The organism is Natrinema sp. HArc-T2 (assembly GCF_041821085.1).
Taxonomy (GTDB): domain Archaea; phylum Halobacteriota; class Halobacteria; order Halobacteriales; family Natrialbaceae; genus Natrinema.
On the sequence record NZ_JBGUAZ010000001.1, the window covers coordinates 617,327 to 629,695 of the forward strand.

Annotated in this window: 13 protein-coding genes; 8 read left to right on the forward strand and 5 right to left on the reverse strand. The window is 61.7% G+C overall.

Translation table 11 applies throughout. The features are described 5' to 3' along the window. Positions 1 to 166 precede the first annotated feature (166 nt). The 8 genes from cheY to ACERI1_RS03185 all read left to right on the forward strand — a co-directional run bounded on the left by cheY (position 167) and on the right by ACERI1_RS03185 (position 9,586). Positions 167 to 529 (forward strand): chemotaxis protein CheY, encoded by a 363-nt coding sequence (gene cheY / locus ACERI1_RS03150; RefSeq protein ID WP_373616573.1) that lies wholly within the window; start codon positions 167 to 169, stop codon positions 527 to 529. After that, a complete protein-coding gene (gene cheB, locus ACERI1_RS03155; RefSeq protein ID WP_373616574.1) occupies positions 526 to 1,743 on the forward strand; it encodes a chemotaxis-specific protein-glutamate methyltransferase CheB in 1,218 nt (405 codons plus the stop codon). The genes cheY and cheB overlap by 4 nt, the downstream gene beginning before the upstream one ends. Beyond that, positions 1,736 to 5,026: an Hpt domain-containing protein gene (locus ACERI1_RS03160; protein ID WP_373616575.1), complete on the forward strand. Its 3,291-nt coding sequence runs from the start codon at positions 1,736 to 1,738 to the stop codon at positions 5,024 to 5,026. Before cheB ends, ACERI1_RS03160 begins: the two co-directional genes overlap by 8 nt. Before the next feature lie 34 nt (positions 5,027 to 5,060). After that, positions 5,061 to 5,666, forward strand: a complete 606-nt coding sequence (locus ACERI1_RS03165) for a chemotaxis protein CheC (RefSeq protein ID WP_373616576.1) — start codon at positions 5,061 to 5,063, stop codon at positions 5,664 to 5,666. Then, positions 5,663 to 6,931 (forward strand): chemotaxis protein CheC, encoded by a 1,269-nt coding sequence (locus tag ACERI1_RS03170; RefSeq protein WP_373616577.1) that lies wholly within the window; start codon positions 5,663 to 5,665, stop codon positions 6,929 to 6,931. Before ACERI1_RS03165 ends, ACERI1_RS03170 begins: the two co-directional genes overlap by 4 nt. Next, complete coding sequence (locus ACERI1_RS03175; protein WP_373616578.1) at positions 6,928 to 7,443, forward strand: chemotaxis protein CheD; 516 nt, start codon at positions 6,928 to 6,930, stop codon at positions 7,441 to 7,443. Before ACERI1_RS03170 ends, ACERI1_RS03175 begins: the two co-directional genes overlap by 4 nt. Beyond that, the gene (locus tag ACERI1_RS03180; RefSeq protein ID WP_373616579.1) at positions 7,440 to 8,330 is read left to right on the forward strand and encodes a protein-glutamate O-methyltransferase CheR; all 891 of its coding nucleotides are present in this window, start codon (positions 7,440 to 7,442) and stop codon (positions 8,328 to 8,330) included. Before ACERI1_RS03175 ends, ACERI1_RS03180 begins: the two co-directional genes overlap by 4 nt. Positions 8,331 to 8,407: 77 nt before the next feature. Beyond that, positions 8,408 to 9,586 (forward strand): hypothetical protein, encoded by a 1,179-nt coding sequence (locus ACERI1_RS03185; RefSeq protein ID WP_373616580.1) that lies wholly within the window; start codon positions 8,408 to 8,410, stop codon positions 9,584 to 9,586. A 3-nt stretch (positions 9,587 to 9,589) separates the two neighbouring features. On the opposite strand, the gene ACERI1_RS03190 is transcribed toward ACERI1_RS03185, so the two are convergent. The 5 genes from ACERI1_RS03190 to ACERI1_RS03210 are packed head-to-tail and all read right to left on the reverse strand — an operon-like array spanning position 9,590 to position 12,368. Next, complete coding sequence (locus ACERI1_RS03190; RefSeq protein WP_373616581.1) at positions 9,590 to 10,321, reverse strand: hypothetical protein; 732 nt, start codon at positions 10,319 to 10,321, stop codon at positions 9,590 to 9,592. Further along, entirely contained in the window at positions 10,321 to 10,806 is a 486-nt protein-coding gene (locus ACERI1_RS03195; RefSeq protein WP_373616582.1) for a hypothetical protein, read from the reverse strand. The genes ACERI1_RS03190 and ACERI1_RS03195 overlap by 1 nt, the downstream gene beginning before the upstream one ends. Beyond that, complete coding sequence (locus ACERI1_RS03200) at positions 10,803 to 11,216, reverse strand: hypothetical protein (protein ID WP_373616584.1); 414 nt, start codon at positions 11,214 to 11,216, stop codon at positions 10,803 to 10,805. Before ACERI1_RS03200 ends, ACERI1_RS03195 begins: the two co-directional genes overlap by 4 nt. After that, complete coding sequence (locus tag ACERI1_RS03205; protein WP_373616585.1) at positions 11,210 to 11,818, reverse strand: hypothetical protein; 609 nt, start codon at positions 11,816 to 11,818, stop codon at positions 11,210 to 11,212. The genes ACERI1_RS03200 and ACERI1_RS03205 overlap by 7 nt, the downstream gene beginning before the upstream one ends. A gap of 28 nt (positions 11,819 to 11,846) precedes the next feature. Next, entirely contained in the window at positions 11,847 to 12,368 is a 522-nt protein-coding gene (locus tag ACERI1_RS03210; protein WP_373616586.1) for a hypothetical protein, read from the reverse strand. Position 12,369 lies beyond the last annotated feature (1 nt).

The window sequence follows — 12,369 nt, forward strand, 5'->3', positions numbered from 1 at the left end:
GTGACACTCGGAGTAACAGATAGTAAATGCGCCGCCGCGACCGGACGCACTCGATACCGCGTTCGGAGCGGACGGTCCGGGCCGTCGACGAGGTTTATCACAACTGATAATGGGGAGACAGCATTTATGGTAGTTGTATTGCTACGAGAATTTGGTGTACTACTGAATGTCGACAGGGGTGCTCATCGTGGACGACTCTCATTTTATGCGAAACTTATTACGCCAGATTCTGGAACAAGAGTACCGCATCGTCGGAGAGGCGTCCAACGGGGCAGAAGCCGTCAAAATGTACAAAGAACGCGACCCCGACGTCGTCATGATGGACATCGTGATGCCCAAGTGCAACGGCATCAAGGCGACCGCGGCGATCAAGAAGATCGATCCGGACGCCCGTGTCATCATGTGTACGAGCGTCGGACAGCGTGAGAAGATGAAGCTCGCCGTGAAGGCTGGTGCGGACGGCTACGTGACGAAACCGTTCGAAGAACCCAGCGTCAGAAAGGCCCTCTCAGACGTCGTCGCTGCATGACGAGAGTACTCGTTGTCGACGACTCGAGGTTCATGCGGACAGTCATCGGCAACGCACTCGGCGAGGCTGGCTACGAGATCGAAACGGCAGCCAACGGCACGGAGGGCGTCGAACTCGCCGGGACGTTCGATCCAGACGTCATCACGATGGACGTCGAGATGCCCGAGTTAGGCGGCATCGACGCCGTTGAACGGATCATGACGACGAATCCGGCCCCGATTCTCATGCTCAGCGCCCACACCGAACGCGGGGCCGAGGCGACACTCGATGCCTTAGAGCGCGGTGCTGTCGACTTTCTGCACAAACCCGATGGCTCCGACTCGCGGACTATCGTCCAGCTCTCCGACGAGGTCGTCACGAAAGTCGACGAGCTCGCCGACGCGAACGTCTCGACGGTGGCGCTCGCGCGGGCGACTGCGACGGCCCACGCGACCCGCTCGAGACTCGCCGGCAATCAAGGGCAGGGCACCGCCACCGGAAACGCCGTCGCCGGCGGCAGTGCCGACGTGCAGGTACACGACGATCACGGGACGGGGACAGTCGGCCCGAACGCACGCCCCGGAATCGAGCCGTCGTCGGAGGCCGACGAGAACACAGCGTCGCTTCCCACCGAGCGGACGACCGCGCCGACGATCGTCCTCGGTGCGTCGACCGGCGGCCCGAAGATCGTCGAACGCCTGTTCGAGCAACTGCCGGTCGACCTCGAGGCGAAAGTGCTGGTCGTCCAGCATATGCCCCCCGGATTCACGGATCGCTTCGCCGATCGGCTCGACACACACAGCGCGTACGACGTCTTCGAGGCGTCCGACGGCGAGTGGCTCGAGCCCGGCGACGTCGCAGTCGCACCGGGTGACTCCCATCTCGAGGTTGCCACCGCGGTCGACGGCTGTCTGCGCTTGCGGCTCAGCGACGGCGAGCGAGTCCACGGCGTGCGACCGTCGATCGACGTGACGATGGAAAGCGCCGCCGAGGAGGTCACAAGCGGGCTCTGTGGTGTCGTGCTGACCGGGATGGGTTTCGATGGCGCGGCCGGTATCGAGGCGATCAAAGCCGCCGGGGGCGACACGATCGCACAGGATAAGGCCACGAGCCCGGTCTTTGGCATCCCCTGTCAGGCAATCAAAACCGGCTGTGTCGACACGGTCGAACCCGCAGACGGGATCGTCGATGCCATCGTCGACGCGCTCACGACGGACGGTGAGAACGATGACTGATTATCTGACAGACTTCGTGCAGGAAAGCGAAGAACGGATTACGGAACTGAACAACGCCTTGCTGACCCTTGAGCGCGATCCCGACGACGAGGATGCGATGGACAACATCTTCCGGATCGCCCACACGCTCAAGGGCAACTGCGGGGCGATGGGCCTGGAGTCGGCCAGCGACCTCGCCCACGCGATCGAGGACGTCCTCGACGCCGTCCGCGGTGACGACCTCGAGGTGTCCCCGGGGCTGATGGACGACATCTTCGACGCCGTCGACGAACTCGAGACGATGGTCGACGAGGTCGCCGCAGACGGCGAGATCGAGACCGATCCGTCAGCGACGATCGACGCGCTTCGGAGCCGCCTCGACGGCGCGGACGACGAGGCCGAGACGGGACTCACCGTCCCCTCGGACGACGAGATCGACGCGGTGTGTTCTCGGTTCGATCCGCCGGCTGACGACACCTACGATGTCTACCTCGCCCGGCTCGCGATCGCCGAGCGCGAGGGAGTCAACAACGGAACGCTAGTCGTCGAGGCGTTGATCGACGCCTTCGATCTGATCGGTACTGCTCCACCCCGGTCTCGGATCGACGCCGACGAGTACGGCGACCGCTTCGATGCCGTCTTCGCCACCGCCGTCGGCGAAGCCGCGATCGCCTCCGGGCTCGAGCCGGTCGACGAGGTCGCCGACTTCGAAATCGTCGACGTGACCGACCGGTTCGAGACCCCCGACGAGCCGGCCCAACCCGAAGCTGACGCCGGCCAGGGCGACGATATTTCCGCAGCAGAGGCCCAGGAACTCGAGGTCGACGAACTCCTCGACGAGTTCGACGAGTTCGACAATCTGGACGAACAGGTCGAGAACATCGACGACGACGACCTCGCGGCCTTCGACGACATGGGCGAAGCCGGCTCGTTCGATGACCTGCTCGACGACGAAGCCCTCACGGACGAACCGCTGGCCGACGACGGCACCGAGGCTGACGACGGTTCGGATGCCGAATCGACCGCGTCAACGGTAGACGAGGGCGATACGGAGACGGACGCCGAGGCCGACGACGTCGACGACGCCAGTGCGGTCTTCAACGAACTCAAAGACGAAGTCGAGATGGTCGGCTTCGACGAACTGCAGGACGAACTCGACGAACTTGAGTTCGACGAGTTCGACGACGAGGAAGAAGTCGGCATGGACGAACTCCTCGGCGAGGACGCCGACGACGAGTCGTTTCTCGAAGCCGAGGGTGCATCCGAGAGCGCGGTCGACGACGTGCTGGTTGATGCAGAATCCGACGACGTCGCCGACACCGATGCCGGCGGAGCCACCGACCATTTCGATGTCGATACGCTGGTCGACACCGACAGCGACGACCGTCACTCGTCGGACGAAGACGAGGCCGATCTCGAGCCGATCGACGGAGAAGACGAAGCCCCCATCGTCGACGATGGGGCGACAGCGACAGCCGACACGGACGAAGCGTCGGTCGCTGACGAGACGGCCAGCGAGGCCGCTCTCGAAGACGAGCCGTCAACCGAGACGATCGGCGACGAGGAGTCGACCGACGACGGTGACGAACCAGCGGTCGCCGATGAGGCTAATGTCGACGCAGACGACACCGGTTTCGAAGCTGCTGACGGGTTCGAGACTGCCACCGAGGCAGGCGACGATGACATCGACACCACCGACACTGGCTTCGAACCCGCCGACGGACTCGATCCCACCGAAGCAGACAATGACGGCGACGCTGTCGCCGACGAGTCGTTCGGGACGGACATCGATGACGCGTTCGAACCAGCGGATGCAGATACCGACGCGTTCGAGCCATCGACACCTGTCGATGACACGTTCGAGTCGACGAGCGACGAGTCGGATCCGTTCGAGTCGACGACTGCATCGTTCGACGACGACGACGTGTTCGCCGGGACCGAGGCGTTCGACAGCGCCGATGCTGGATTCGACGCGACGACCGACTCGGTGACGAGCGACGACTCGAGCGCGCAGTCGACGGCGTCGTTCGGTAGCGATGCGACCGATTCGAACGCCGGCGCGACCGATGACGGCGTTGTGCGGATCGTCGACGAACCCGACCTCGAGATTCCGGATATCGAGATCCCCGAGCGAGACGACGAGCAGGACGCAGACGACGAGGGAGACGAGATTCAGTCAGTTCGCGTCGACATCGAACAGATCGATACGCTCCTGACGCTCGTCGAAGGGCTGGTAACGAGCCGCGTTCGCCTCCGGCACGCCGCCGAGTCCGACAGCGATGACGGCGCGCTCAAGACGGAACTCGATGCGCTGTCTGATCTGACCGGCGACCTCCAGGAGACGGTGATGGACATCCGGCTGGTCCCCCTCGAGACGGTGACGAACCGCTTGCCACGGGTCGTCCGCGACATCGCACGCGACCAGGACAAGCAGGTCGCCTTCGAGATGACCGGCGAAGATGTCGAACTCGACCGGAGTATCCTCGATCGCATCGGCGACCCGCTGATCCATCTGGTTCGCAACGCCGTCGACCACGGGATCGAATCGCCTGACGCACGCGAGGCGGCCGGCAAACCCCCGGAAGGGGCCGTCGAGGTCCACGCCGAGCGCGAACGCGACCGCGTGACGATCACGGTCGAAGACGACGGGAGTGGCCTCGATCCCGACCGACTGCGGTCGGAAGCGGTCGACGCCGACGTGCTCACAGAAGACGAGGCAGCCGCGATGGCCGACGAGGAGGTCTACGACCTCATCTTCCATCCCGGCCTCTCGACGGCCGACGAGGTGACCGACGTCAGCGGTCGCGGCGTCGGCATGGACGTCGTCAAGCGGACGGTCGAGGACCTCGAGGGGACGGTCTCGATCGACAGCGAGGCGGATGCGGGGACGACCGTCACGATGACGCTCCCCGTGACCGTCGCGATCGACGAGATCCTGTTCGTCGAGAGCGGCGGCGAGGAGTTCGGCGTCCCGACCAAGGCCGTTCGCGACGTCGAATCCGCCAGAGCGATCGAAACCGTCGACGGCGAGGCCGTCCTCCCCGGCGAGGTCGGCGACTACCCGGTCGTCTCGCTGGCTGACGTCCTCGAGACGCCAGAGTCCGGTGTGGACGACGAGGGGATGGTCGTCCGCATCCGTGATGAGGTCCGCGAGGTCGCCTTACACTGCGACGAGATCCGCGGCCAACAGGAGGTCGTCGTCAAGCCGTTCGAAGGCTTCATGAGCGGCGTCCCGGGGATCAGCGGTGCGACGGTTCGGGGACGGGGAGAGGTAGTCAGTATTCTGGACGTGACGACACTATGAACGAACGCGAACATCCAACCCTACGGAGGAACCCATGACGATGATGGTCGACATTCGAAAGCTGAGCTTCATAAACGAGATGGCGAAAGTCGGAACGAACGGCGTCGCCGACAACATGAGTAAACTGACCGGCGAGGACGCCCAGATGGAGGTGACCAAGACGAACTTCATCGACGTTGACGACATCGAGTCCCAACTCGAGGGTGGGAAACGACTCGGCGTCCGCGTCCGACTGCTCGACGAACCGCACGGACACATCCTCATCCTCTTCCCCGAGACGAGCGCGAAGAAGATCACGGCGATCATGCTGCGTGACGTCGTCGACGATATGAACGACGTCTCCGGCAAGATGGCCAGAAGCGCCGTCGAGGAGATGGGCAACATGATGGCCAGCGGCTTCATCGACGGCTGGGCCGATGTCCTCGGTCGTGCGATCGACATCGCCGCGCCACAGCTCGTCTACGCACCCGCGGGTGACATCGTCACCCGGACAGCAAGTCTCGGCGGCGACGATCTCGCGCTGTTTTTCGATTCGGATCTGGCAGTCCCCAGCTACCAGATCGAAGCTGAGATCTACGCCTTCCCCGACTTGGAGGAATTCGTCGAAATGGTCAACGGTATCGACGTCCAAACCGCATGAAACTCGACGTCAACGCACTTGGAACGTTCTACCGGATGGCTCGAGAGGGGGCCGGCCTCGCGGCGGGGCGGCTCACACATATGCTCGGCGTCGAAACGCAGCTGGGCGTGACCAAACTCAACTTCATGCGTGGCGAAGAGATTCGCCACGATTTCGAAGACGGGTCCGAAAAGGTCGGCGTCCGGGTCAAACTGACCGGCGCGATCGAGGGGTACTCGATCGTCGTCTTCGAGCGCGAGAGCGCACTCCGGGTCGTCGAAACGCTGCTCTCGGAAGCGGGGCCGGACGCCGATGTCGACGCCGATGTCGGCGACATCGACGAGTTCGACGAGATGACCGAAAGCGCCGCGACCGAGGTCGGCCACATCATGAACAGCGGCTTCATCGACGGCTGGGCCGACGTCCTCGAGGCGGTCATCGATGTCTCGACGCCGGAGTTCGTCGAAGGGCAGACCGCCGAGCCGTTTTTCGGCGACATCGACGAGGCACCGTCCGACGACGATCTCGCCTTGCTCTTCCAGAGCCGGATCGAGACCGTCGGCACCGAGGTCGGCTTCAACCACTACCTCTTGCCGAAACGCGAGTCGATGTCGCGGCTCCTAGAGCGGCTTCGAACCAGCGACGGGATCGAATACGACAAACTCGAAGGCTTCGACCGGATGGCCGAACGAGGGGCCGAAGAGGTCGCCGAGACCGCGACGACGCTGACCGGGATCGACACTAGCGTCGAGATCCGTCGGCTCAACTTCGTCTCGCTCGAGGCGATCCCCGAGCAGGTAGCGAACGAGAAACTCGTTGGCGCTGCCTTCGAGTTCGACGGGATGCCGAGTGGCTATCTGCTCTTCTTGTTCGACGAGGAGTCGGCCCACGAGATCGTCGACGCGATGGTTCCCATGGAGGTCGACGAGGACGGCTTCGGCGAGATGGGGACCAGCGCGATCAAGGAACTGGGCAACATCATGGCCAGTGGCTTCCTCGACGGCTGGGCGAACGTCCTCGATACGACGATCGACCACTCGACGCCGGAGTTCATCCACGATATCGGCGCTGCGGCTGTCGATCCCGTCATCATCCAGCTCGGCGAAAACCAGGACTTTGCGTTCGTCTTCGACACGATCGTCGTCGCCGACGGTCGCGAGTTCGACTGTCAGGTGTACGCAATCCCCGACGAGTCGGATTTAGAACGGGCACTGAACAATCTCGAGGTCGATCGGATCGAGGAGACGCCGACGACGGCGGAGTTCCAGGAAGTCGATAACACATGAAGACCTACGGCACCGAACCAGGGGCACCGACGCCAGTCCAGGTCGGCATCTCGGAGCTGGCTATCAGCGACGGCGACGACACGCTCAAGTCCTACGGACTGGGGTCGTGTCTGGCGATCGCGCTCTACGATCCCAAATCGGGGATCGGTGGCTTGGCCCACGCCATGTTACCCGACGGCGATGCCGCGGACAACAGCGACCGCAAACCCGGCAAATACGCCGATACGGCGATCCGCGCCCTGCTTCGCCGGATGGTCGAGCAGGGTGCTCACTACACCGACGTCGAGGCGAAAATCGCTGGCGGCAGCGACATGTTCGAGTTCGAGAGCTTCGGCGAGGGCGTCGGCCAGCGAAACGTCGCCGCCGCGAAAGCCGAACTCGAGAAACTCGGCGTCCCCCTCGAGGCCGAAGATACCGGCGGTGACCACGGGCGAACCGTCGAGTTCACGCCGGGAACGGGAACGCTCATCGTCAAGACCTCGAACGGCGATAACGGAGTGACGGAGCTGTGATCGACGGCGCAGGTGATGCCAGTCTCGACGCCGACAGCACCGGCGACGACGGCGCGTTCACAGACATCCTCACGTTCGTCGAGGACGAACTGGCCTTCGCGACGAGCCACTACAACGACAGCTATCTCGACCGGCGGGTGTCTTCACGGATGCGTCGCACCCAATGTGAGACCTACGAGGCATACTTCGAGAAACTGCGAGCCAATTCCGACGAACAGAAGGCATTGCTCGAGGCACTGAGCATCAACGTCACGGGCTTCTTTCGCAACCCCGATGTCTGGTCGGGCATTCGAACGATCCTCCGGCGCCTCTCCGAGACGAACGGCACCGTTCGGGTCTGGAGTGCCGCCTGTGCCGACGGTCGGGAACCGTACTCGCTGTCGATGCTCGCCCACGACGACCCCCAGATCGACGACTCGTCGATCGCGGTTCTCGGAACCGATATTAGTGAACCGGCCCTCGAGACGGCCCGCAAGGGTGTCTACGAGGAGTCCCGGACCGTCGACCTAGACGACCAACTCTCCTTTCTCGACGACTACCATCGCTACGTCGACGTCGACGAGCGGACCTTCCGAATCAGCAACGAAATCAAACGAAACGTCCGCTTCCGCCGACACGACCTGATCAATGACGGCCCGAAGTCGGGGTTCGACCTCGTCGTCTGTCGCAACCTGTTTATCTACATCGACAACGCGTACAAAGAATCGATGCTCGAGACGATTGCGCGCTCGCTTCGACCTGATGGCTATCTCGTCATCGGGAAAGCCGAGACGATTCCACCGACGCTCAAGTCTGCGTTTACCGTCTGTGAGGCCCGCTTGCGCATTTACCAGCGGGACGGCGAGGCGACCCACGCCGGCTGGCCCGATCACCGCTCGAATTCCTGACGAACCCCACCGTTGTTTGTTCGGAAACTGGAAGCCAACCGGGCGTTACATGTCTGCTCACGGAATAGGTCCACCGAATGCCTTCCCTCGACCTTCGCTCGTTCGTTGCCCGCGCCGCGACGCTGGTCGATTCCTCGCCGCCGGCAACTAAACAGGAAACCCGCAACTGGCTCGTCGAGCCCTTCCTCGAGACGCTTGGCTGGAGCGTTCGTGCCGACTCGTGTCTGACCGACCATGTCGTCGACGACACCCCGCTCGAGTACGTCCTGACCGTCGAGTCCGTTCCTGCCCTGTTCGTCGCCGTCGAATCCGCCAGCGAGTCGCTCGATGGGTCGCGAGCGAACGCCCTCCAGTCGGCGATGGCGTGGTCCGGCGTCGACCGCGCGATCTACACGAACGGTCGCAAGTACCTCCTGCTGGCCGGCTCGAGCGAGGTCGACTACTGCGCGCTCGAACTCACCGATTTCGACGCCAACCAATCGGTGATCGAACGCTACTCACGTATGGCGCTCGGCCAGCGTCTCGGACGCCACACACGGGCTCACGTCGCCCGGCAACTCGCCGTCGAACGACCGACACTCGGCGAGTCGATCACCGACAGACTCGCCGACACCATCGACGAAAGCGACCCCTATACCGACGAACTCGAGGCGGCAGTCGACAGCCTGCTCGATCGACTCATCGTCGCGTTCGCTGGCGAGTCCCTCGAGACAACCGAGACGACGGCAGACATCTCGATACGATTCAGCGAGTCAGCGGGCACCGACGATAGTACGTCGGCTGTGACGGAGCCGGACGGTCGCGCGCCCCCCAACAAGCGAGCTGACGACGCGGCTCGAACAGGTGACAGTGACGACAGCGACGTATCCATCGCAGATGAGAGCGAATACGAAGCTGAGGCAGCGGCCGAAAACGGCGAATACGTCGCCCGGTTTTTCAACGACCGTGGCTCGATCGGGGCGATCGGTCACTCGACGTCGACGGGAGCCCTCGTCGAAGCCGCCGAGTACCTCTTCGAGCATGGCCTCTCCGGCGTCGAAGTGCCCTGGTCTCCGACGGAACTCGATGAAACAGTCTTGAATGCCGACCCCGCCCACGCTGATGGCTCTCCGATGGGCGCTCCGGCACAACTCTCGAACGGTCTCTGTCTCGAAACGGTCGGTGACATCGACGACCGTGCCGCTCGAGTGGAGGCGCTGGCCGAACGGGCGGGACTGCGAGCGATGCTGACGGGTGACTGGGACGAGAAGCAATAGCGTTCAGTAGTCGATGTCGACCGTCACGACGGTCACGGCCACCTGATCCGCATCGCACGTCCATTCACCATCGCCGTCCTCACCGATGGAGTTCCACGCTTGGTCGTACTTCGTCGTCAAGTTGTCGACATTGACCGTCACGTTGTCGACATCGTAGACCGTTCGGTTGCGTTCGGTCCGTGTTATCGTGACACCGAGCGTGCCGTCGCTCTGTATCGAACGACTCTCTGAGTTGATTTTCACGAGCGAGACGAGCGCCGTGTCCGAGTTACACGTGAGTGCCGGTTCCTCGAGAAAGACGCTGTTGCCGCTCTCAGTGGCTCGTATCAGGCCACCGCCTTCGTATGCGATTACGCCCGACTCCGTTTCATACGTGAACGTGCCGAGATCGTGCGACCCGTTGAGAGAGGTGCCATTGACCGTGATATTAACCATCGTCCCGCTATTGTCGGTCGTGATCGTCCCGCCCCGCAAAGAGAGTTCCCCGTATCGTTCCGTGACCCCATCGTATCTGAGCACGTCGTCGAAGTTCGCTGCGAGTGACTGCATCGCCCGTTGGGCGTTGTGAGACTGTTCGCCCTCTTGATACCCCTGCATCGCCATCATCCCGGTCGTCGACATCAGGATGACGGATCCGAGGATCATCGCGAAGACCAGCATGAACGCGAGTACGTCCGAGACACCACGCTCGTCGCCGTTTGGCGTCGGGTCGATACCAGCACGAGCACCCCCCATTAGTTTTCACCCGTGATCGTTATTTCAGTGCCGTCGTAACTGATCTCGATTCGTCCCCCGTGGACTGACTCCCCGCTATCGATGGCCGTCTCGTTCTTGATCGGCACGTATGCCTCCGCATCCGTCCCGTCAGCAGTCAGGTGGAGACAGGCGGTCGACCCGTCGAGCAGCGGAGCCTCCGCACACGTAGAACTGTCGAGCAGCGTCACGGTATACCTCGCGTTCCCGGCCTGCCGGGGTTGATCAGTTGTCACTGTCATCTGATCGCTCGAGGCCTCGATCGCCTGATCGACGACGCCGATGTCGTGTGCGATCCGTTCACCGATCGTCTCGAGCGAGGCCTCGGTGTTGCGATCCCGTTCCGTCTCGAGCATCGTACTGGCGCTGATCAAGAGCATGGCGACGAGGATGGTCGTGATCCCGAGCGCCAGGACGTGTGTGATACTGATCGAGACGCCGCGCTCTCGAGTTTTCGTTTCGATCATGCTGGACAGTCCTCAGTACCGTTGATCGTCAGATTTTCTTTCGTGTATGTTCCGTCGGCTGAATCGTATTCAATTGTTATATTGAACGCACTCGAGTTTATACGGTTAGAGCTAATAGAAACGATTGAAGATTCTGAGTTAACTGTTGTATTTTGATAGGAAGTGCTGAATTTTGAGAGGTTCTTTTCACTGGCATTCCCCGGGTCTTGATCAATCAGACACCCGATACCGTGTTTGATCTCTTGTTCAGTCACGCTCGCATCGCTCACACCCTGTCCAGTCGTGACAGACGAGAGCGTCTCGGTGTAGAGGACGCCGTTGAAAACGACGACAATCCCGAGGATAATAAATGCCAGCGAGAGCGCACCGATAAGGATCACCTGTCCGCGCGTTCGGTCGTCGCTTACCATACGATCACCCTGATTTCGACCACGTTGTAAACCGGACTCTCCGTATTCTGTTCTGGAATCACAGGATTATCAACCGCTGGGAGGCGTTCCTTAGAGCTACCCGTCGTGTTTTCTACATTATATAGCGTGACAGTATAACTCGCCGTCACGGCGCCCGACGGCGGGCTCCCCTGATACAAGAGCGTCTTGTGATCGCGTTCGGCAGTACCGTTTTCGTAGTGTGCTTCAACGTTGTAATTCTGCCCGTTCTCAGCGAATCGTTCTTCCAATATGTAACCAAGCGTGAAGTTGCCTTTGAAATTCTTCGCCGTGTACGTCACGTTGCCATCTACTTTTGGACCCGACGCGTTTTCGAATTCACCGTTGGTAGTGTTCCAGTGACGGATCATATGCGAGAGCCCCTCACTTTCGTTGTTCGCAGCGACGACTAACGCATCCTGGGCCTCCTGTTGGACCTGTGCCTGGACCGTCCGGTCGTTTAACCCACCCGTCGTCGGCGTGATCACTGCCGATTGGAGTGCAAACAGGACTGCCATCAGGACAACCATCGCTCCGATGAGTCCCTCGAGCGTGTAGGCCTGTCCCCGATCACCACCGGACATCGCTGTGGAGTCTGCTCGAGACATATGATCACCATACCCTCACGATAAGTCTGCATGCGGGATCACAGCTGCCGTGATCAGTGGTGATGATTCGGGCCGAACTGGCCGCCGACTGGTTGTCGTAGATATCGCCGCCGGACCACTCGTCTGAAGGTGTAAGGATAGTCCCATTCTCGAGACGCACGACGGTCACGTTCACATTATCCGTTTGGCGAAGCCCAAGCTCAGCTGTCAGGTCATCTTTCGTGTATGTTTTGTTGAATTCATCCGCACTGATATTGTTGGCCGTTTCCGTCGATGTATTATTGATCATGTGACTCGCGATCCGATCTGCCTGTGCCGTCTCTGCACCACTGATTGACGAGTCAAACGGCATCATGATCGTCGGCAGAAACGAGAAGACGAACGCGATCGCCAGCAGGAAAATCCCGATTCCGACGGCGAAGTCTTGGGTGGTCTGCCCACGGTCGGTCGATCCGCTCGAGACGGTATCCGACCGCTGACGTTTCGTCTGACACCGACGCCGCTCGTTCGGTCGTTTCCACGTCATG